Origin of the sequence: Sphingomonas phyllosphaerae FA2 (genome assembly GCF_000427645.1) — a bacterium.
GTDB classification, from domain to species: Bacteria; Pseudomonadota; Alphaproteobacteria; order Sphingomonadales; family Sphingomonadaceae; genus Sphingomonas; species Sphingomonas phyllosphaerae.
In genome coordinates this window covers 1,388,282-1,409,853 of record NZ_KE386571.1, presented here as the reverse complement: position 1 = coordinate 1,409,853, position 21,572 = coordinate 1,388,282, and the positions used below count along the sequence as shown (strand labels likewise).

18 protein-coding genes are annotated in these 21,572 nt (G+C 68.4%); 12 read left to right on the top strand and 6 right to left on the bottom strand.

Going from position 1 to position 21,572, the window contains the following annotated elements:
• Positions 1-30: 30 nt before the first annotated feature.
• The gene (locus SPHPH_RS0107065) at positions 31-639 is read right to left on the bottom strand and encodes a YitT family protein (protein WP_028966072.1); all 609 of its coding nucleotides are present in this window, start codon (positions 637-639) and stop codon (positions 31-33) included.
• Between the two features lie 206 nt (positions 640-845).
• Between SPHPH_RS0107065 and SPHPH_RS0107060 the strand changes: the two genes are divergently transcribed.
• Positions 846-1,607 (top strand): alpha/beta fold hydrolase, encoded by a 762-nt coding sequence (locus tag SPHPH_RS0107060; protein ID WP_028966071.1) that lies wholly within the window; start codon positions 846-848, stop codon positions 1,605-1,607.
• Positions 1,608-1,647: 40 nt separating this feature from the next.
• On the opposite strand, the gene SPHPH_RS0107055 is transcribed toward SPHPH_RS0107060, so the two are convergent.
• From SPHPH_RS0107055 to SPHPH_RS0107045, 3 genes are all read right to left on the bottom strand, one after another.
• A complete protein-coding gene (locus SPHPH_RS0107055) occupies positions 1,648-2,133 on the bottom strand; it encodes a hypothetical protein (protein WP_028966070.1) in 486 nt (161 codons plus the stop codon).
• 65 nt (positions 2,134-2,198) lie between these two features.
• Positions 2,199-3,629, bottom strand: a complete 1,431-nt coding sequence (locus SPHPH_RS0107050) for an AMP nucleosidase (protein ID WP_028966069.1) — start codon at positions 3,627-3,629, stop codon at positions 2,199-2,201.
• Between the two features lie 70 nt (positions 3,630-3,699).
• Positions 3,700-4,179 carry a peroxiredoxin gene (locus tag SPHPH_RS0107045; protein ID WP_028966068.1) on the bottom strand — a complete coding sequence of 160 codons (480 nt, stop codon included), beginning with the start codon at positions 4,177-4,179 and terminating at the stop codon, positions 3,700-3,702.
• Positions 4,180-4,275: 96 nt separating this feature from the next.
• Between SPHPH_RS0107045 and SPHPH_RS0107040 the strand changes: the two genes are divergently transcribed.
• The 10 genes from SPHPH_RS0107040 (at position 4,276) to SPHPH_RS0106995 (ending at position 18,529) form a co-directional block, all read left to right on the top strand.
• A complete protein-coding gene (locus SPHPH_RS0107040) occupies positions 4,276-4,836 on the top strand; it encodes a YqgE/AlgH family protein (protein WP_028966067.1) in 561 nt (186 codons plus the stop codon).
• Positions 4,837-5,022: 186 nt separating this feature from the next.
• A complete protein-coding gene (gene ahcY / locus SPHPH_RS0107035) occupies positions 5,023-6,444 on the top strand; it encodes an adenosylhomocysteinase (RefSeq protein ID WP_028966066.1) in 1,422 nt (473 codons plus the stop codon).
• 133 nt (positions 6,445-6,577) lie between these two features.
• Entirely contained in the window at positions 6,578-8,914 is a 2,337-nt protein-coding gene (locus tag SPHPH_RS0107030; RefSeq protein ID WP_028966065.1) for a sensor histidine kinase, read from the top strand.
• Positions 8,911-9,366 (top strand): tRNA (adenosine(37)-N6)-threonylcarbamoyltransferase complex ATPase subunit type 1 TsaE, encoded by a 456-nt coding sequence (gene tsaE / locus SPHPH_RS0107025; RefSeq protein ID WP_037488230.1) that lies wholly within the window; start codon positions 8,911-8,913, stop codon positions 9,364-9,366. Before SPHPH_RS0107030 ends, tsaE begins: the two co-directional genes overlap by 4 nt.
• Positions 9,363-10,346 (top strand): aminoglycoside phosphotransferase family protein, encoded by a 984-nt coding sequence (locus SPHPH_RS0107020; protein ID WP_028966063.1) that lies wholly within the window; start codon positions 9,363-9,365, stop codon positions 10,344-10,346. Before tsaE ends, SPHPH_RS0107020 begins: the two co-directional genes overlap by 4 nt.
• Positions 10,343-11,098 (top strand): nucleotidyltransferase family protein, encoded by a 756-nt coding sequence (locus SPHPH_RS0107015; protein ID WP_028966062.1) that lies wholly within the window; start codon positions 10,343-10,345, stop codon positions 11,096-11,098. The genes SPHPH_RS0107020 and SPHPH_RS0107015 overlap by 4 nt, the downstream gene beginning before the upstream one ends.
• On the top strand, positions 11,091-14,066 hold the full coding sequence (addB, locus tag SPHPH_RS0107010; RefSeq protein ID WP_028966061.1) for a double-strand break repair protein AddB: 2,976 nt from the start codon (positions 11,091-11,093) through the stop codon (positions 14,064-14,066). Before SPHPH_RS0107015 ends, addB begins: the two co-directional genes overlap by 8 nt.
• 165 nt (positions 14,067-14,231) lie before the next feature.
• A complete protein-coding gene (gene addA, locus SPHPH_RS0107005) occupies positions 14,232-17,681 on the top strand; it encodes a double-strand break repair helicase AddA (RefSeq protein WP_028966060.1) in 3,450 nt (1,149 codons plus the stop codon).
• A gap of 48 nt (positions 17,682-17,729) precedes the next feature.
• Complete coding sequence (gene trxA, locus SPHPH_RS0107000; protein ID WP_028966059.1) at positions 17,730-18,053, top strand: thioredoxin TrxA; 324 nt, start codon at positions 17,730-17,732, stop codon at positions 18,051-18,053.
• Entirely contained in the window at positions 18,053-18,529 is a 477-nt protein-coding gene (locus SPHPH_RS0106995; protein WP_028966058.1) for a hypothetical protein, read from the top strand. The genes trxA and SPHPH_RS0106995 overlap by 1 nt, the downstream gene beginning before the upstream one ends.
• Before the next feature lie 64 nt (positions 18,530-18,593).
• Here the strand turns inward: SPHPH_RS0106995 and SPHPH_RS0106990 are convergent, their stop codons facing one another.
• Both SPHPH_RS0106990 and argJ read right to left on the bottom strand, forming a co-directional pair.
• Positions 18,594-19,205, bottom strand: coding sequence for a glutathione S-transferase family protein (locus SPHPH_RS0106990; RefSeq protein ID WP_028966057.1), 612 nt, complete (start codon positions 19,203-19,205; stop codon positions 18,594-18,596).
• An 8-nt stretch (positions 19,206-19,213) separates the two neighbouring features.
• Positions 19,214-20,440 carry a bifunctional glutamate N-acetyltransferase/amino-acid acetyltransferase ArgJ gene (argJ, locus tag SPHPH_RS0106985; protein WP_028966056.1) on the bottom strand — a complete coding sequence of 409 codons (1,227 nt, stop codon included), beginning with the start codon at positions 20,438-20,440 and terminating at the stop codon, positions 19,214-19,216.
• Between the two features lie 45 nt (positions 20,441-20,485).
• Between argJ and SPHPH_RS21070 the strand changes: the two genes are divergently transcribed.
• Positions 20,486-21,553 (top strand): hypothetical protein, encoded by a 1,068-nt coding sequence (locus tag SPHPH_RS21070; protein WP_156025869.1) that lies wholly within the window; start codon positions 20,486-20,488, stop codon positions 21,551-21,553.
• Positions 21,554-21,572: the final 19 nt, after the last annotated feature.

Here is a 21,572-nt window from a genome sequence, read left to right as displayed (position 1 = left end):
AAGACGAGCGGGGTCCCGGCACGGGGAAGCTCAATACCCCCGATACCGCCCGGGCCGGTGCCACGCGATCAATATCCCGCTGATCGCTGCCGACGAAATCGCCGACCACCCGACCCGCTCAGGCGGCAGGAAGGCGAGCGCGGTCAGCAGGATCAGCGCGTCGATCGCCATTTGCGTCCGCCCGGCATTCCACCCGCGGGTCTTTTGCAACCATAACGTCACCACCCCGGTCCCGCCGATCCCGGCATGATGCCGCGCCAGCGCCAGCGCGCCGAACCCGATTACCGATCCGCCCGCCAGCGCCGCGAACGCCGGGTCGATATGCGCGATCGTCAACCCAATCCGTGTCCACGTCCCCAGCGCCGCCACGCCCGCGCCGACCAGTACGGTGCGCAGCGTGAACCGCCGCCCCATCGCCTTCCACGCCAGCCACATGAAGGGCAGGTTGATAAGCGTGAACAGCACGCCGGTCGGCAGCGGTACAGCATAGGAGATCAGCAGCGCGATTCCCGCCGTCCCGCCGGTCACCAGCCCCGCGGCGTGGAGCAACGCGAGTCCGAGCACGACCAGAATGCAGCCGAGCGTCAGCGCATAGGCATCCTCGATCGCGGAATGGGGCAGGGGTTCTTCCGGGTTCACCCGCGCTTCCTATCCGCGCCGCGCTCGTGCTGCAATGCAGCATCAGTGGACGTGGCACAGCCACTATGCGTAGAGGTGCACCGATCGCAACCGGTCGACCATATCGGTGTCAGGCGCCGTCACCAGACGCGTAGGACGGCGCTATTCTTGCCCGAACGGCGTGACCGAAACCTTCTGAACCATCGTCAGCCAATGGATGAAAACGCGTGGCCATGTCCCCGATCGAAACCCGGTATTTCGACAGCTTCGACGGACAGCGCCTCGCGTGGCGTGAGCTGGGGGAGGGCCGCCCGGTCGTCCTGATCCACGGCTTCTTCTCGGATGCGCAGACCAACTGGTTGAAATACGGACATGCCGCCGCGATCGCCGCGGCGGGCTTTCGCGTCATCATGCCCGATCTGCGTGCACACGGCGACAGCGCCCGTCCGCATGACAGCGCCTCCTACCCGCCCGACGCACTGGCGCGGGATGGTCACGCGTTGATCGAGCATTTAGGTTTAAGTGACTATGATCTCGGCGGTTATTCGCTGGGCGCGCGCACGACGGTTCGGATGCTGGCGACCGGCGGGACGCCGCGTCGCGTGGTGATCGCCGGCATGGGCCTCGACGGCATCACCCGCGCCGACCGCCGCGCCGGCCACTTCCGCAACATCCTGACCAACTTGGGAAAACACGAACGTGGCAGCCCCGAATGGCTGGCCGAGGCATTCCTCAAGACGACCGGCGGCGATCCAATCGCGCTGCTCGGGATCATCGACACCTTCGTCGGCACGCCAGATGCGGTGCTCGATACGATCGTCCAGCCGGTCTTGGTGGTCAGCGGCAAGGACGACGACGATAACGGCTCCGCCCCCGCGCTCGCCGACGCCTTGCCCCAAGCGCGCTACGTCGAGGTGCCGGGCAACCACATGAGTGCGGTGACCAAGCCCGAACTGGGGCAAGCGATCGCGGCGTTTCTCAAGGGGTAAGCGCCATCCCGGAACTCGTCCGGGATAGCGCGTGGGCCGCTTACGCCTTCTCCGGGATCGTATTCTCGTCTGCGATCCCGGCCTCGAACGATTTTGATGAATCCTTCCCATCTGGCTGATGCGCCTTAGTTTTCTTCGGCGCGTCGGGCGCGGGAAGCCGTGGCGACTTGGGCGTCGAACTGCGCAGCGTCAGCAACGCCGCGGTCGCCGCCGCACCGATCGCCGCCACCCCGCCCGCGATCGCCGCTGCGCCCCACTTGCCACCGACCTTCTCGATCGCCGCTTCACCGCGCGACGCGGGCTTGCGGCTCGCCGCCGACCGCGCCTTGGCGGGAGTCGCGCGCGTGCGCTTGGCCGCCGGCTTCTTCGCGGCCGTCGCCGGAGCGTCCGCAGTCTTCGTCGCCTTCGCCTTGGTCGCACGCGGCGCGGCGGCCTTGGGCGCGGCGGCCTTGCGGGGCGCGCGGCGGCGCGGAGTGGCGGGCTTCGACGCCGCCGGGGTCGGCGTATCGCTGGTGTCGTCGGCCATGATCTGCTCCCGTATCGGTGGTTTCGGGAGCGCAACGCACGGGCGGCGCGGTGTTTCCGAGTCGATCAGCGGAACGGCGGCTCATTGAACGCGCGCAGCTTGCGGCTGTGCAGCTTCGCGCCTTCGCGGCGCAGTTCTTCGCACGTCTCGATCCCGATCCGCATATGCTCGCTGATCGCGCGTTCGTAGAAGCGATTGGCCTGCCCGGGCAATTTCAGCTCGCCGTGCAGCGGCTTGTCCGACACGCACAGCAACGTCCCGTACGGCACGCGGAAGCGGTAACCCTGCGCCGCGATCGTCGCCGATTCCATATCGATCGCCACCGCGCGGCTGAGCGAGAAGCGCAGCGCCGAGCGCGCGTACCGCAATTCCCAGTTACGATCGTCGGTGGTGACGATCGTTCCGGTCCGCAGCCGCCGCTTGAGATCGTCGCCCGACTGCCCCGACACCGTCTCCGCGGCGCGCGCCAGCGCCTGCTGCACCTCGGCGATCGCCGGCACCGGTATCTCGGGCGGCAGCATGTCGTCGAGCACATGATCGTCGCGCAGATAGGCGTGCGCGAGCACATAGTCCCCGATCCGCTGCGACGGCCGCAGCCCGCCGCAATGCCCGATCATCACCCACGCCTCGGGCCGCATCACCGCCAGATGGTCGCAGATCGTCTTGGCGTTCGAGGGGCCGACCCCGATGTTGACCAGCGTGATTCCGGTGCGATCGTCGGCCATCAGGTGATAGGCCGGCATCTGCAACCGCCGCCACGCGCTGTCATCGAGCATCGCGGGATCGTCGCCCGCCTTGAACAGCACGCCGCCCGGCCCCGATAGCGCGGTGAAGCGCCCGCCCTCGCTCACCTGCTGCGCGCCCCACCGGACGAATTCGTCGACGTAGCGGTGATAGTTGGTGAACAGCACGTAACGCTGGACATGCTCGGGCGGGGTGCCGGTATAATGCCGCAACCGCGCGAGGCTGAAGTCGGTGCGCAGCCCGTCGAACAAAGCCAGCGGGCGCGTCCCGTCGATCGACGCCCACAGCCCGTCGGCGATCTCGTCGCCGATGAACGCCAGTTCGGTGGTCGGGAAATAGCGGGCCAGCTCCGCCGCCGACGTCGCATCGAGGCTCAGCGCATGATGCGGCTCGATGACATAGGGGTAGGGGATTTCCTGAGTCCCGGGCACCGCATCGACCGTGACGTCGTAATCCTCCATCAACAGCGTCAGCTGCTCGGCCAGGTAATCGGCGAACACCGCCGGCTTGGTGACGCTGATGCGATAGTCGCCGGGGCTGACCAGCCGACCGAACGACCGCATCGGCGTCGGCCGCCCGTCGCCGCCGGCGAAGCGCAAGCGGATTTCGGGATAGGCGAACGAACCGTCGTTGCGCGTTGCACGATCGGGTACGGAGCCGTCGGCGATATAGGCGGTGATCGCTGCCTTCAGTCGATCGACGGAGGCGGTGTAGAGCCGGTCGAGTTCCCGGACGAGGTCATTCGCTGTCATGTCGGACGGTTACATAGTCCGTATGACCGCGGCAAGTCGCCCCGCCGACAAACGGCGGGGCGCCCGGCGCTTACAGCGTTTCGAGCAGATGGTCGGCGGAGCTGACGCGGAACTCGCCGGGCTCCTCGACGTGCAGCGACTCGACCTTGCCGTCGTCGACGATCATCGCATAGCGCTGGCTGCGGCGGCCCATGCCGAACTTGGTCCCGTCCATGTCGAGGCCAAGCGCGGTCGCGAAATCGGCGTTGCCGTCCGCCAGCATCGTCACGCCCTGCGCATCGTTCGCCTTCGCCCACGCGTCCAGCACGAACGGGTCGTTGACGGCGGTGCAGGCGATCTCGTCGATGCCCTTCGCCTTTAGCGCGTCCGCCTTCTCGACGAAGCCGGGCAGATGCTTGGCGGAGCAGGTCGGCGTATAGGCACCGGGCACCGCGAACAGCGCGACGCGGCGGCCCTTGAAATAGTCGGCGGTATCGATCGGCTCGCGGCCGTCGGGGGTCAGCTTGGTGAGCTGTACGGAGGGAAGGGGATCGCCGACGCCGATAGCCATAAAGGTAACTCCGGTTAGATTGCAGCGCAGCGATGGCGAGTGCGCGACGTGATTTCAAGCTTTGGCAAGCGCGCCATGAACGCCTAGATCACGGACATGGAGCAAGCGACCTATCTCACCGGCCAGTTCCTGCTCGCGATGCCGGGCATCGGCGATGCACGATTCGATCATTCGGTGATCGCGATGTGCAGCCATGACGAGCAGGGGGCGCTGGGCATCGGCATCGGTGCGGTTGTCAATGGGCTCGGATTGCACGAGGTGCTCGAACAGCTGGAGATCGCACCGGGCGTCGCACCGAACGCGCCCGTGCATTTCGGCGGCCCGGTCGAGCCGCGGCGCGGATTCGTGCTCCACTCGGACGATTGGGGCGGGCAGGACACGCTCGATGTCGCGGGCCGCTGGCGGCTGTCGGGCACGCTCGACGTGCTCCGCGCGATTGCGGCGGGCAACGGCCCCGCGGAATGGCTCGTCGCGTTGGGATACGCCGGCTGGGGCCCGGGGCAGCTCGAGACCGAGCTGACGCGGCATGGCTGGCTCAACGTCGAGGACGATACTGATATGCTGTTTGCGACCCCGGTCGACGAGCGCTGGACGCGCGGCTTCGTCGCCGCGGGCGTCGATCCGCGCCTGCTGTCGAGCCAGAGCGGGCATAGCTGAGCGCCGCCGTTCGTCAGCCCCGGCCGGTCGGATCGCGGGGGCAGGGGCGGCAAGCATGAACGTGGTGCTCACCACATATAAAGATACCTTTATATTTGATCCGCGGCGTCATCGCGGCTAAGGCGCGCGGATGCCGATCGGTGTGGTGCATGCCTTGGTCGGCCTCATCTGAGTGGAGACAACGCCGTGGCAACCGCCCCCGTGCTCGAAAAGAACGACTACGTCATCAAGGACATCGGCCTCGCCGACTTCGGCCGCGCCGAAATCAACATCGCCGAGACCGAGATGCCCGGCCTGATGGCGCTGCGCGACGAGTATGGCGCGTCGCAGCCACTGAAGGGCGCGCGCATCACCGGCTCGCTGCACATGACGATCCAGACCGCGGTGCTGATCGAAACGCTGGTCGCGCTGGGCGCTGACGTCCGCTGGGCGACCTGCAACATCTTCTCGACCCAGGATCACGCTGCGGCGGCGATCGCGGCCGCCGGCATCCCGGTGTTCGCGGTGAAGGGCGAGACGCTGGCCGAATATTGGGACTATGTCGGCGACATCTTCAACTGGGGTGCGGACACCGACGGCACCACCGCCAACATCATCCTGGACGACGGCGGCGATGCGACGATGTTCGCGCTGTGGGGCGCGAAGCTCGAAGCGGGCGCGACCTTCGGCGAGCCGGAGAATGAGGAAGAGGTCGAATTCCAGCGTTCGGTCAAGGCGTTCATCGCCAAGTATCCGGGCTACCTGACCCAGACGGTCAAGAACCTGAAGGGCGTGTCGGAAGAGACCACCACCGGCGTCCACCGCCTGTACGAGATCGCGAAGAAGGGCGAGCTGCCGTTCCCGGCGATCAACGTCAACGACTCGGTCACCAAGTCGAAGTTCGACAATCTGTACGGCTGCAAGGAATCGCTGGTCGACGCGATCCGTCGCGCCACCGACGTGATGCTGGCCGGCAAGGTCGCCTGCGTCGCGGGCTTCGGCGACGTCGGCAAGGGCTCGGCACAGTCGCTGCGTAACGGCGGCGCGCGCGTCCTCGTCACCGAAATCGATCCGATCTGCGCGTTGCAGGCGGCGATGGAGGGCTTCGAGGTCGTGACGATGGACGAGGCGGTGAAGCGCGCGGACATCTTCTGCACTGCGACCGGCAACGCCGACGTCATCACCGCCGATCACATGAAGGCGATGAAGCCGATGTCGATCGTGTGCAACATCGGCCACTTCGACAGCGAAATCCAGATCGCGGCACTCAGCAACTATGAGTGGAACGAAGTGAAGCCGGGCACCGATCTGGTGAAGTTCCCGGATGGCAAGCAGATCATCATTCTCGCCAAGGGCCGTCTGGTGAACCTCGGCTGCGCGACCGGCCACCCGTCGTTCGTGATGTCGGCCTCGTTCACCAACCAGACGCTGGCGCAGATCGAGCTGTGGACCAAGTCCGAGAACTACAAGAACGAAGTGTACGTTCTGCCGAAGCACCTGGACGAGAAGGTGGCGGCGCTGCACCTCGAGAAGCTGGGCGTCCAGCTGTCGAAGCTGACCGCGAAGCAGGCCGGTTACATCGGCGTGCCGGTCGAAGGGCCGTTCAAGCCGGATCACTATCGCTACTGATCCCGCGATACCGATCGTGAAAAGGAGGGCGGGGCCGTTGGCCTCGCCCTTTTTCGTTGGCGCGCGCCGCACCGCTTGCCCGTAGGGAACGCCGACCCTAGACAAGCCGCATGTCGCGGATGTCCCACGTTCTATGACGCAGGTTTCGCCGAGCATTGCGGTTGCGATCGGTGCGGTCGTCCTGTTGCTCGTGCTGGTCGGTGCCGTGCTGATCGCGCTGGGGCTGCGTGCGCGTGCCGGCGCGATCGAGGCGGTGCGCGAGCGCGAAACGATCGAGACGTTGCTGGCCGCCGCGCCGATGCAGCCGATGGTGGTGTTGCCGGACGGCCGGGTCGAGATGGCGCGCCGCGTCGCCGACTGGCTGGGGTTCAGCGACATTCCCGGCTATCTGCAAGAGGTTGAGGCCGCGGGGTGGGGGCTGCACTCCAGCGAGGCGCAGGCGCTGTCGAACGGGCTTTCCGCCTGTCAGCGGTCGGCGCGCAGCTTCACCCACACCATCCACGCGCGCGACGACGGCCGGACGCTGACGGTGCAGGGCGATCGCCGCGGCGATGCGGTCATTATGTGGTTCTACGATTCGACCGCCAGCGAGGGCGAGATGCGCCGGCTGCGCGCCGATTGCGAGGACCTGTCCGACGCGTTCGACGCGCTGACCGGGCTGGTCGAGGCGGCGCCTTTGCCGATGTGGTACCGCGACGGCGACCTGCAACTGGCGATGGTCAACTCGGCCTATGTCACCGCGGTCGAGGGCAGCGATGCTGCCGACGTCGTCGGGCGCGGGCTGGAGCTGGTCGACGGATCGGGGCAGGGCAGCCCGACCGCGGGCGCGGCGTTGGCGCGCGACGAGGGGCGGCCGCAGCAGCGGGTGCTGCCGGCGACGATCGGCGGTGCGCGGCGCTCGCTGCGCATCCACGACGTGCCGCTGCCCGTCGGTGGCGTTGCGGGCTATGCGATCGACATCGAGGAACTGGAGCAGAGCCACCTGCGCGAGCGGCGCTTCGCCGATGCGCAGCGCGCGATGCTTGATCGGCTGTCGGCGGGCGTGGCGCAATTCGGGGGCGATCGCAGCCTGGTGTTCTGCAACCAGCCGTTCCGGCGGATGTTCGCGATGCGACTGGAATGGCTCGCCGACCGGCCGGAGTTCGACCGCGTGCTGGAGCGGATGCGCGAGGCCAATCGCGTGCCCGAGGTGCGCGATTTCCCCGGCTGGAAGGCGGAACGGCGCGGCTGGTTCGTCAACGCGGACACTGCGGTCGAGGAAAACTGGCATCTGCCCGGCGGCACGCACTTGCGCGTCGTGGCGCAGCCGATCCCCGACGGCGGGTTGATGGTGTTCTTCGAGGATCGCACCGAACAGGTGCAGCTCGCCAGCGCGCGCGACACGTTGCTGCGCGTGCGGACTGCGACGTTCGACAATCTGTTCGAGGCGCTGGGCGTCTTTTCGGGCGACGGGCGTCTGCAGCTGTGGAACAACCGCTTCCGCGCCTTGTGGGATCTCGAGGAGGAATTCCTCACCGGCCATCCGCGCGTCGACGTGATCGCGGAGAAGGTCGCGCCGAAACTCTCGAACCCGCGCCGCGCGCGCTCGATCGCCGAGCTGGTGCGCACCGCCACGATCGAGCGGCAGCAGCGCGCCGGTCATATCGCGCTGGCGGACGGGCGGCAGTTCGAGTTCGCGGCGGTGCCGCTGCCGGACGGCAACGCGCTGTTCACGATGCTCGACATCAGCGACAGCCGCGCAATGGAGCAGGCGCTGCGCGAACGTAACGATGCGCTGGAGGCCGCCGATCAGGTGAAGACCGCGTTCGTCGCGAACATGAGCTACGAATTGCGCACCCCGCTGACCTCGATCAGCGGCTTCGCGGAGATGCTGCACGGCGGCTATGCCGGCGAATTGTCGCCCGACGCGATCGCCTATCTCGATGCCATCCTCGATTCGGTCGACCGGCTCGGCTTGTTGATCGACGACGTGCTCGATCTCACCTCCACCGACAGCGGCGCGCGCCCGCTGGAGCGCGCCGACATCGACGTGGCCGCGGTGGCGCGCGCGGCGGTCGATGCGCTGCGTGCCACCGCGCGGCGGCATCACATCGACCTGGCGATCGAGGTGCAGCGTTCGGCCGGGCGGCTGACCGGCGACGCGCGGCGCATCCGCGAGGTGGTGGAGCATTTGTTGCGGCGCGCGATCGGCGCTGCGCCCGAACATGGCCGCGTCGCGCTGTCGGTCGACGGCAACGCCCGCGGCGCGCGGATCGTGGTGACCGACAACGGCCCCGGCATGACGCCCGAGCAACTGGCGCGCGCCTTCGATCGCTTTGCGGGTGACGGCACCGCCCCGGCGGGGGAGCGCGCGCTGGGCCTCGGGCTGCCGCTCGCCAAGCAATTCGTCGAGGCGCACGGCGGGACGATCGCGCTGCACAGCAGCCCGGACGTCGGTACGACCGTCACCGTCGACCTGCCGCGGCGATGAGGCGCGGCGAGGAGTGGCTGGCGGACGTGCCGTCGACGGCGGCGGTCGGCGCGCGGCTCGCCGCGGTGCTGCGCCCCGGCGATGTCGTGACGCTGACCGGCGGGCTGGGCGCGGGCAAGACCAGCCTCGCGCGCGGGGTGCTCGCCGCACTGGGGCTGGCGGAGGAAGCGCCGAGCCCGACCTTCGCGATCGTCCAGCCCTATGACCCGCCGGAGGTGCGGCTGCCGATCCTGCATATCGATCTCTATCGGCTCGACGATCCGGGCGAGGTCGACGAACTCGGGCTGGAGGAGGCGCGGCACGACGCGGCGTTGCTGGTCGAATGGCCGGAGCGCGCGGGCGCGGGGCGCTGGCCCGAGGCGCTGGCGCTGGACATCGCGATGGCCCCGGATGGCGCACGTCGCTTGACTTGGGAAGCGCCCGACGCTTGGGACGGGCGATGGCCACGATGATTCCGCCGGCGGATGCGCCGGCCTTTCTCGACGCACACGGATGGGGCGGCGCGCGGATCGAGCCGCTGGCCGGCGATGCCTCGTTCCGGCGTTATTTCCGCGTCCATGCCGGCGCGCGCCGTGCGATCCTGATGGACGCGCCCCCGCCGCAGGAAGATCCGCGGCCGTTCCTCGCCGTCGCTGAATGGCTGGCAGAGCACCACTTCGCCGCGCCGGCGATCCACGCGGTCGATCTCGACCGGGGCCTCGTGCTGCTGGAGGATTTCGGCGACGTCCGGCTGCGCGAAACCGCCGATGCCGACGCCGATGCGGCGGTCGCGCTGTACGAGGCGGCGATCGACCTGCTGGTGGCGTTGCGCGCCCAGCCGGCGGGACCGTGGCGCGCCTACGACCGCGCCGAGCTGCAGCGCGAGGCCGCATTGCTGGTCGAATGGTATTGCCCGGCGGTCGGCGCGGACGTCGATGCCGCCGGCTATCGCGCGGCATGGGACGCGGTGCTCCACCATGTCGAGGGCGCGACCCCGGTCACGGTGTTGCGCGACTATCATGCCGAGAACCTGATGCTGGTCGGCGCCGATAGAACCCTCGGGTTGCTCGACTTCCAGGACGCGCTGGCAGGGCACCCTGCCTATGACCTCGTGTCCTTGCTTCAGGACGCGCGCCGCGACGTCGATCCGACGATCGAGGAGGCGATGCTCGCCCGCTACCGCACGGCGACCGGCGAGGGCGACGCTTTCCTGCGCGCCTATCGCGTGCTCGGCGCGCAGCGGAACGCCAAGATCCTCGGCATTTTTGCGCGGCTGTGGAAGCGCGACGACAAGCCGCGCTACGCCGCTTTATGCCCGCGCGTCTGGGCGTATCTTGAGCGCGACCTGACCGATCCCGCGCTGGCGCCGGTCGCGCGCTGGTTCGACGACCATCTGCCGCCGGAATGGCGCGGCGATCCATTGCTGCTCGCCGAAGCGCGGGGGCTGGCATGACGCGTCCGCGCTACATCCGCCCCGATCCGGGCTCGCGCGTGCCCCGCACCGCGATGGTGATGGCCGCGGGCGTCGGCAAGCGGATGCGTCCGTTGACCGCCACCCGTCCCAAGCCGCTGGTCGAGGTGCGCGGGCGCGCGCTGATCGACCATGTGTTCGATCGGCTGCGCGCCGCCGGGGTCGAGCGTGCGGTCGTCAACGTCCATTATCTCGCCGACGCGCTGGAGGCGCATCTGCGCCACCGCGTCCATGATATCGAGGTCGTGATCTCGGACGAGCGCACGCAATTGCTGGAAACCGGCGGCGGGATCGTCCGCGCGCTGCCGCTGCTCGGCGACGAGCCGTTCATCGTCGTCAACGGCGATAATCTGTGGCTCGACGGGCCGACCGACGCGATCCGGCAACTCGCGGATCGCTGGGACGATGCGACGATGGACGCGCTGCTGCTGATGGTCCCCTATGCGCGCGCGCATAACCACAACGGGCAGGGCGATTTCCACCTCGCTCCCGATGGGCGGATCAGCGGCCGGCGCAAGCCCGGTCGCGTCGCGCCGTTCGTGTTCACCGGCGTGCAGATCGTCTCGCCGCGGCTGATCCGCGACTGGCCCGAGGGGCCGTTCTCGACCAACATCTTCTGGAACCGCGCGATCGAGGCGGGGCGCGCTTACGGGCTCGTCCACCAGGGGCTCTGGTCGGAAGTGAACGTGCCGGGGGCGATCGCGCGGACCGAGGCGCTGCTCGCGGATGGCTGACGCCGCCCCGCCGGCCGAGCGGGGTCTACGGCTCTACACGATCCCCGCGCATCGCGCCTTCGCCGACGCGCTGGTCGCCGGGTTGTTGCGGCGGTTCGGCGGCGATCGGCTGGCGCTGGCGCGCGGGACGGTGCTGGTGCCCAACAACCGTGGCGGGCTGGCGGTGCGCGAGGCGTTCGTGCGCGCGAGCGGCGGCGCGCTGCTGTTGCCGCGGATCGTCGCGCTGGGCGGCGAGGAACTGGACGCCAGCGTCGGTGCGGCGCTCGATCCCGCCGATGCGGTGCCGCCGCTGCCACCGGCGATCGACCCGCTGCAACGACGGCTGATCCTCGCGCGCTTGGTCGAGGAGGAACGCGCCGCCGCGGGCCGCCCGGTCGACGCTGCGGAGGCGGTGCGGCTGGCCGGCGATCTCGCCGCGACGCTCGATCAGTTGATCGTCGAGGAAGTCCCGCCTGCGCGGCTTGCCGGGATCGATCCGGGCGAGGGGCTGTCGGACCATTGGGAAACCGCGCTCCGCCTGTTCCGCATCCTGCTCGATCGCTGGCCGGCCGAGCGGGACCGGCTCGGCGCGATCGACGCCGCCGAGAAGCGCATCCGCTTGCTCGATCAACAGGCGGCGCGCTGGCGCACATCGCCGCCCGACAGTTTCGTCTGCGCCGCCGGGATCACCGATCCCGCGCCCGCCGTCGCGCGGCTGCTGCGAACCGTCGCGGATTTGCCGAAGGGCATGGTGGTCTTCGCTGATCTCGATCTGACGCTGCCCGATGAGGAATGGGCGGCGCTCGGCCCGCACGAACCCGATCCTGTCACCGGGCTGCGCGCGCGCGCGATCGAGGTCCATCCGCAATTCCACCTCAAGCTGCTGCTCGAACGGATCGGTGCGGCGCGTGACGAGGTGTCGCGCTGGACCGGCGGCAGCGAGCATGACGCGACCGCCGCGCGCGGGCGCGCGATCGCCAACGCGCTGGCCCCGGCGCGCTTCACTGCCAAATGGACGCGGCTCGATGCGGCCGATCGCCGGCTGACCGGCGTCACCGCGGTCGAACTGGCGACCCCCGCCGAGGAAGCGCAGGCGATCGCGCTCAAGCTGCGTGAGGCGGTCGAGACGCCGGGCCTCACCGCCGCGCTGGTCACCCCCGATCGGATGCTCGCGCGGCGCGTCGCGGCGCATTGCCGGCGCTGGAATATCGAGGTCGACGACAGCGCCGGGCGCGCGCTCGCGATCCTGCCACCGGGCACGCTGTTGACCGCGATCGTCGAGGCGGCAGCGCAGGATTTCGCGCCGATGGCGTTGCTGACGCTGCTCAAGCATCCGCTGGTGCGGCTCGGCGACGCGCGTGGCGAATGGCTCGACGGGGTGCGCCGCCTCGATCGCGCCTTGCGCGGACCACGGCCGGCGCCGGGGCTGGACGGCATCGATCGCCATCTCGCCGCGCATCCGGCCCATGCGCGCGCCGCCGAATGGTGGCGTGCCGCCCGCCCGTTGCTGGAGCCGGTGGCGCGCGGGTTCGGCATGTCGATGGCGACCTTGCCGGAACTGGTCGCCTGTCTGCGCGAGGCCGCCACTTTGCTGGCCGGCGACGAGGCATGGCGCGGCCCCGCCGGTCGCGCCGCCGCCGATCTGCTCACCGGCCTCGAAACGCAGGCGCCGCTTGGCCCGCAGCAGGTCGCCCCTGCCGGCTTCGCGCCGCTGCTGCGAATGTTGATGGACGAGATTGCGATCCGGCTGTTGCCGCGTGAGCGTCATCCGCGGCTCGCGATCTACGGTTTGATGGAGGCGCGGCTGCAACGCGCCGACCTGATGATCCTGTCCGGGCTCAACGAAGGAACATGGCCGGGGCTGCCCGCGCCCGATCCGTGGCTTGCCCCGCGCGTCCGCGCCGAACTCGGGCTGCCGGGGCTGGAGCGCGGGATCGGCGTCGCGGCGCATGATTTCGGGCAGGCGCTTGGGGCGCGGCAGGTCGTGCTCACCCGCGCACGCCGCGACGCGCGCTCGCCCGCGCTCGCCTCGCGCTTCTGGCTGCGGCTGGAGGCGATGACCGGCGAGCGCTTCCCGCGTGACAATACGCTGGCGGCGTGGGCGCGCGCGCTCGACGGCACGCGCGTGCCGACGCCCGCCGATCGCCCCGAACCGATGCCGCCGATGCGGCTGCGCCCGCGGCAGATCTCGGTGACGGAAGTCGACCGGTTGAAGGCCGATCCCTTCGCCTTCTACGCGCGGCGGATCCTGAAGCTGTCGGCGCTCGACCCGGTCGATGCCGATCCCAGCGCGGCGTGGCGCGGCACCGCGGTCCATGCGGTGCTGGAGGCATGGGCGCGCGAGGATGCGTGCGATCCCGAAAAGCTGCTGCCGCGCGCGGTGACCTTGCTCGCCGATCCTGCGACCCACCCGCTGCTGCGTGCCTTGTGGCAGCCGCGGCTCGTCGCGGCGTTCGAATGGGTCGCGGCGAAGACGCTGTCGGATCGCCTCGCCGGGCGAAAGGTGCTGGCGGTCGAGGGCCGCGGCAAGGCGGAGCTGTCGGGGATCGAGCTGACCGGACGCTTCGACCGGATCGACCGGATGCCCGACGGCGGGCTGGGGATCGTCGATTACAAGACCGGCAAGGCGCCCTCGGTCGCGGCGGTACGCGGCGGGTTCAACCTGCAACTCGGACTGCTCGGCGCGATCGCCGAGGCGGGCGGGTTCGATCGCGTGACGGGCGCCGCGACCGCCTTCGAATATTGGTCGCTCGCGAAGAAGGGCGATACGTTCGGTGCGGTGTCGAGCCCGGCCGATCCCGCGGGCAAGGGCGGGCGGATCATGACCGATGATTTCGTCCGCATCGCGCGTGACAGCTTCGCCGAGGCCGCCGCACGCTGGTTGACGGGGGAAGAGGCGTTCACGGCCAAGCTCCACCCAGAATTCGCCCCCTATGCGGAATACGATCAATTGATGCGCCGCGATGAATGGTACGGCCGCGATGCTTAGTCGCGCCACCCTCCGTCATTCCCGCGAAGGCGGGAATCCAGAACCTCGGACCTCCGCGATGGGGGTGCGACGTCAGCGTGTCTGGATTCCCGCCTGCGCGGGAATGACGAAGGGGGGGGCTAAATCGACGGGACTGATCGGGCGACTGACGAGGGAGGCGCACCGATGACCCCCCGCGCCGTCACCCCGCTCCCGCAGCTCAAGGACGCGCAGCTCCGCGCCAGCCGGCCGGAGGCGCATGTCTGGCTGTCCGCCTCGGCCGGCACCGGCAAGACGCAGGTGCTCGCCGCGCGCGTCTTCCGTCTCCTGCTGCGCGATGTCGAGCCGTCCGCGATCCTGTGCCTCACCTTCACCAAGGCGGGCGCGGCGGAGATGGCGGCGCGCGTCAATCGCCAGCTTGCGGCCTGGGTGCGGATGCCCGACACCGATCTGGCCGCCGATCTCGCCGCGCTGGGCGAGCGGGTCACGCCGGCGATGATCGCTCGCGCGCGCACGCTGTTCGCACGCGTCCTCGACGCACCGGGCGGGGGCTTGCGCATCCAGACGATCCACGGCTTCTGCCAGGGACTACTCGCCGCCTTCCCGATCGAGGCCGGGCTGGTCCCCGGCTTCCGCCCGATCGAGCCGCGCGAGGAAGCGCTGCTCCGCCGCCAGGCGCTGTCCGACCTTCTGGTGCAGGCCGAGCGCGACGGGAGTACCCGCCCGGTCGAGACGATCGGCGCGCTCAGCCTGCGGCTCGGCGAACAGGGGGCGGAGCAATTCCTCGCCGATTGCGCGCGCGCGCATGATGCGCTCCAATCGCTCCCGAGCGGGATCGCACCGTTCATACGGACGCAACTCGGGCTCCCGCTCGGCGATATTGCCCCATATATTCGCGACGCGTGCGGCACCGAAGCGATCGATCGTGCGACGCTGGACACGATCGCATCGCTCAATCGCGGCTGGGGGACGAAGAGCGGCATCGACCGCGCCGAAACGATCGGCGCATGGCTCGCCGCGGACGCCGACGAACGCGCCGCGACGCTCGACCGGTTGCACGGCGTCTGGGCGAAAAAGGACGGCGATCCAATGTCCTTCGGCAAGGGACGCGCCCCGGCCGACGCCGATTACGCCGACCACGCGATGCGGATGCACGGCTGGTGCGGCGAGTTGCTGTCACTCCGCACCCGCGCCGCCTACGCGGACTCGCTGGGCGCCGCGCTGGAGGTCGGGCGCGACTATGCACGCGGCTATGCGGCGGCCAAACGCCACAGCGGCGCGGTCGATTTCAATGACTTGATCGATGCCGCGGTGTCCTTGCTGCGCCAGGAGGGCATCGGCGAATGGATCCGCTACAAGCTCGACCAGATCACCGAACACGTTCTGGTCGACGAGGCGCAGGACACGAACGTCGCGCAATGGACGATCATCCGCGCGCTGGTGGATGAGTATTTCGTCGGACGCGGCGTATACGCGCCCTCGGTACGTACATTGTTCACGGTCGGCGATCTAAAGCAGGCGATCTTCGGCTTTCAGGGCACCGATCCTTTATTCTTTGTAGCGGCCGAGGAACATTTCGCCCGAAAGGCCCAAGAAGTATCGGGTGATGATCTTATGCCTGATTACGAGCGAGGTTTACCATTCGACCGCCTTTCGCTGACTGATTCATTTCGCTCCACCGCGCCTGTGCTGGAATTTGTCGATCAAGCAATCGAAACCATTGGCGCTGCCGGCCTTGGCTCGGCAGACGCCATCCCGCCGCACGCCAGCCAAGTCACTGGTCCAGGCGCGGTAATATTGTGGCCACCGATCGCAGCAGGGGCGAGTGATGCCGAGGAGGGCGGCGAGGAAGGCTGGATCGACGATGCGGTCCGCGCCAACGCCACCCGCATCGCGCAAGCCGTGAAGCGCTGGCTCGGCCCGCTCGAAAACGGCGGCATGGTGCTGGAAAGCAAGGGACGCCGGCTGCGCCCGGAGGACGTGATGATCCTCGTCAAACGGCGCGGCGAGCTGGCGCAATTGCTGGTCGCGCGCCTCTATGCCGAGGGCGTGCCGGTGGCGGGGGTCGACCGGCTGCGGCTGTCCGCGCCGCTCGCGGTGCAGGACCTGCTCGCCGCCGTCCGCTTCGTGCTCCAGCCCGACGATGATCTCAGCCTCGCCAGCCTGCTCGTCTCGCCATTGATCGGCTGGACGCAGGACGAATTGATGACGCGCGCGGTGGAGCGGCAGGGCCCGCTGTGGCGGCATCTGGCGCGCCATCATGCCGCGCATGTCGCCCCGATCGCCGGGCTGCTGGCGAGCGCCGATTTCGACACGCCATATCAGTTTCTTGAGATGCTCCTGTCCGGGCCGCTCGACGGGCGGCGCAAGCTGCTCGCGCGGCTCGGCGAGGAGGCGCGCGATCCGATCGAGGAATTGCTCAACGCCGCACTCGACTTCGAGACCGGCTCGACGCCGTCCCTACAACGCTTCCTCGACTGGTTCGAGCGCGACGAGGTCGAAATTGTTCGCGATGCCGCCGCGCCGCTGGATGCCGTGCGGGTGATGACCGCGCATGGCGCGAAGGGTTTGCAGGCACCGCTGGTGATCCTGGCCGACGCTACCGCCGATCCCGACGCTTCCCCACGCTCGACGTTGATGTGGACGCCGGAGGGGATGGAGAAGCCGATCCCGGTGTTCCGCCCGCGCACCGCCGAACGGGCGGGCGCGATCGATGCGGCGATGGCGCAGGTCGAGGCGCGCGAACGGCAGGAGCATTGGCGGCTGTTCTATGTCGCCGCGACGCGCGCCGAGGAACGGCTGGTGATCGCCGGATCGCTGAGCGCCAAATGGCAGGGCGTGCCGCCCGAATCCAGCTGGTACGCCGCGGCCGCGCGCACGCTCGACGCGCTGGGCGTCGGTGGCGAGGGCGAGCGGGTGTTCGCCGGGCGCAAACCCGCGCTGCCCGTCGCGGCGAAGGGCGGGGCGGGGGAGGCGAACGATCTCGCGGTCGCGCTTCCCGACTGGGCACGTCGTCCCGCCCCCGAAGACGCCAAGCCGCCGCGACCGTTGACCCCGTCCTCGGTCGGCGAGGATGCGGTCAGCGACGCGCCGCCCGCGCCCGCCGCGCGCGGTGCGGCCGAACGCGGCACGTTGATGCATGCGTTGTTCGAACGACTTCCTCCGCTCGCGCCCACCGCGCGCGAAGCGGCGGCGCTGCGCTGGCTGACCGCACGCGGCGTCGACGATCCGCAACGCGTGCTCCGCCCGGTGATGGCGGTGCTGGACGATCCGACCTACGCCGCGCTGTTCGGCCCCGCCGCGCTCGCCGAGGCCCCGATCGCCGCGACGTTGCCGAGCGGGCGCGTGATCTCCGGCACCGTTGACCGGTTGCTAATCGGCGACGGCGTCGTGCGCGCGATCGACTACAAGACCGGGCGCAGCGTCCCCGAGGGTGTCGATACGGTGCCGGACTATCACCTGCGTCAGATGGCCGCCTATCATGCGGCGCTGGAGGTGATCTTTCCTGACACGCGGGTCGAGGTGGCGTTGCTCTATACCGCCGGGCCGCGGCTGATCGACTTGCCCGCCGCGCTGCTCGATCCCGTCAAGCGGCGCTTCTCGGGCCCGGAGCAAAGCTTGCCCGTCGGTGGTTGAGCGTGCGCCCGCCGCACCCTAGTTTCAATGCATTCAAGGAGTAATGACATGGCCACCAAGAAGATCACCGACGCCAGCTTCCAGACCGACGTGCTGTCCGCCGACAAGCCGGTTCTGGTCGATTTCTGGGCGGAATGGTGTGGGCCGTGCAAGATGATCGGCCCGTCGCTGGAGGAGATCAGCGAGGAACTGGGCGAGCAGGTGACGATCGCCAAGCTCAACATCGACGAGAATCCCGATGCGCCGGGTCAGTACGGCGTGCGCGGCATTCCGACGATGATCCTGTTCAAGGGCGGCGTGCCGGCGGCGACGAAGGTCGGTGCGGAGCCGAAGGGGCGGCTCAAGGCGTGGCTCGAGGGTGAACTGGGCTGATGTTCCTGGCGGCGCTGTTGTTGATACAGGGCGCCGCCACGCTCCCGGCCCCGGCCGAGACGCCGGCGTGTCGGCGTGAAGACCGGTCGGGTGGTGCGGAATTCGTGGTCCGCGGACCCGATCGTGACTGTCGCCGTTTTCGCGCGGCACGATCCTTCGAAGGCGTGTGGATCGACGAATTCGAAGGATCACTCTTCGTCGAGGGTGCGCAAAGCTACGACGAAGCGCGACGACGGCCGGCATCCGATGCGCAGGTCTACTGGCTGGCGGTCGACGCCAAGAGCGACATCGCGAAGGTTGTGCCGCGGCGATATGGCACTGCTTACCGCATCCGTTTGAACGCGCGGGAGATGCTTCCCGAGGGGAAGCGGTCGCGGTTCAGCCTGCCGGGCTTCGGCCATATGGGGATGTGGCATCGAAGCATCCTGGTTGATGCGGTTCGGTCGGCCGAGGTGATCCGCACCGCGCCCGATTGACCCCCGATTGACTTATGCCGTCGCCCCGGACTTGTTTCGCGATAACGAGGGAGGTCAGTTGACCTCAGGTCAGCGGGATCATCACGTTCGCGGCATAGCCGGGGCGCGCCTTGAGCCGCTCATACCAGTCCGCGACATGCGCCACGGGCGCGCGCGCCAGCCCGAGCGCGAAGAAGGTATGCGCGTACACGCCCACCGGCACGTCGCCGAGGCCGAATGCGTCGCCCGACAGCCACGGTTGCGTCGAGAGTGCCGCGTCGAGGATCGTCATCATCCGCCCGCACGCTACTGTCGCGCGCTCGATCGCATCGGCGTCGCGCTGCTCGGGCGACTGACGCACGAGCCCGACGAACGCCGGCCGCTGCGCCTCGGCATAGCTGAACTGCCAGTCCATCCAGCGATCCGCGAGCGCGCGCTGCACGGGATCGCCGGGCCATAGCGCGTCGCCGCCGTGCCGCGCCGCCAGATAGCGCACGATCGCATTCGACTCCCATAGCACGACGTCGCCATCCTCTATCGTCGGGATCAGCGCATTGGGGTTCTTCGCCAGATAGGCGTCGTCCATCCCGAACGCACCGCCGACATCGTGACGCCGATAGCTGAGCCCCAGTTCGTCGGCGAGCCAGACGACCTTCTTGACGTTGTGCGAGTTCAGTCGCCCCCAGATCGTCAGCATCGCGCGCGTCAGCTCCGATAGTCGGCGTTGATCGAGATGTAGCCGTGCGTCAAATCGCAGGTCCACACCGTGGCACGCCCGTCGCCGAGCCCGAGGTCGACCCCGATCTCTACTTCCTGCCCTTTCAGATGTGCGGCGACGGGTGCCTCGTCGTAACCGGTGACCGCCAGTCCGGCCTCGGCGACCTGCGTCGCGCCGAAGCGGATCGCCAGCCGGTCGCGCTCGGCGGGTTCGCCGGCCTTGCCGACCGCCATGACGACGCGACCCCAATTGGCGTCCTCGCCGGCAATCGCGGTTTTGACCAGCGGCGAGTTGGCGATCGACATCGCGATGCGATGTGCCGAACGGTCGCTCTCCGCGCCCTCAACGGTCACCTCGATCAACTTGGTAGCACCCTCGCCGTCGCGCACCACTAGTAGCGCGAGTTGCCGACAGACGTCCGCCAGCGCCGCGCGGAACGCGTCTGCGCCGTCGCTGTCGTCATCGGCAAGCGGGGTGTTGCCCGCCGCTCCGGTCGCGAACGCCAGCACGGTGTCGCTGGTCGAGGTGTCGCCATCGACCGTGATGCACGAGAAGGTCCGCGTGTTCGCCGCCGACAGCGCCGCCTGCAGGAACGGTGCCTCGACCGCGGCGTCGGTGAAGACGAAGCCGAGCATCGTCGCCATGTCCGGCGCGATCATCCCCGAACCCTTGATGATCGCCGCGATCGTGATCGTGCGACCGTCGACTACCGCGGTCGCGCTCGCGCCCTTCGGGTAGGTGTCGGTGGTGCCGATCGTCTCGGCGGCGGCGCGCCAGTCCGCCTCGGGCGCGACGAAGGCGGCGGCGAGCCCGGCCTGCGCCTTGTCGATGGGCAGCGGCACGCCGATCACCCCGGTCGAAGCGACGAACACGTCCGAGGGTCGGCAGCCGATCGCCTGCGCGGTCTGTGCCGCGATCGCCTCGACCGCCTCGCGCCCGCGGTTGCCGGTGAAGGCATTGGAGTTACCCGCGTTCACCACCAACGCGCGCGCCTCGCCGAGCACCAGCGCCTTGCGGCACCATTCGACCTCGGGGGACGGACACTTCGATTGCGTCAGCACGCCAGCGACCGTCGTGCCCGGCGCCAGCTCGGCGAAGGTCAGATCGGTGCGGTTCCAATCCTTATAGCGCGCGCGCCCGACGCGAAGGCGGACACCGTCAATACGGGTCATGTCGGGGAAGGGTGTGGCGAGGGGCGAGATGGACGTCGACATGGGGACGCCTTAGCTTTGCGGCTGGGTCTCGCAAAGGGGGGAGTGATGTCGAGGGCGCGCATATGGAGCATGATGCGTGTAGCTGTCGTCATTTGCGCTGCTAACGCCTTCGGAACAAACTCTTCTGTCGCCGCCCAGACGACGGCTGGATCGACTGCATCGATTGCCGCTGACGATCCTAGGGTTCATCTGAGGAAGCTGGAAGCAACCGTTGCTCGAGATGGCAGCGTGCTATCGTGCATAAGAACAAAAGGTAAAAGCGCCGAATCCGTCGACAGCAGCATCTGCGCGGCACGTGCAAGTGAACTGGCACTTGCAGCAAAAATAGTCGCTCCGGCACCAAGGCTCCTCGTCACGATCACTGAATCGACAACGCAAAGCAGGCAGGGTGCCCGTATTGTCGACGACGATGAACCCAAGCGCACCCTCGTCGCAGGGTTGGAGTTCAAATACACCGTTCCCGCAGACCCGTCGGCCAGCCGCTGCCCTGAGGCAATTGTGGCCGGCGAGGCCGATCGCTTGCCCGTCAAATTGCGTACACCGCCGTGTCGTCCGGCAGCATCGCTGAAAATACCATCGGGATGGAGCGGTGATCTGGAGGCGGTGTATCGACTGGACGCAGCACCAATCACACCGGTAGAAATAGAAGATGATTACTCGGAAGTCATTATGATCGTTGATGCTGACGACGAAATTGAGTCCTGTACGGGTGACAAAAATCTTGGGGGTACGCCACGGGACCGATATTGTGCGTTGCGTCTACAGGCGGCTTCGAGATTGCGCTACCAAGATAAGTTGACGGGGCGAGTCATGCTGCGTTTTGTTTCGCAGAGCCGCTTCGACAGGCGTGAGATTGCGTCCCCATCACTCCCGCCGGGTGAAAAAATCGGTTGGCAATGGTTACGACGTTTCAGCATCGATCCGGCCGGCGAGGTTGTCGATTGTCATGACGGCTTTCTAGATCATGTTTACGGGCAGCATGAGGTCAAGGAAACGCCGTGCCTTATGACCCCCGTCTACGATCCATCGAGCTTTCCGGGTCCCGCTCCGCGGAAGATCTTCGCTATGGAAGCGAACACGACCACTTACCGGGCGTTGTCGTCCCAGGAATGACCTGCGCGGGTGGTGGACG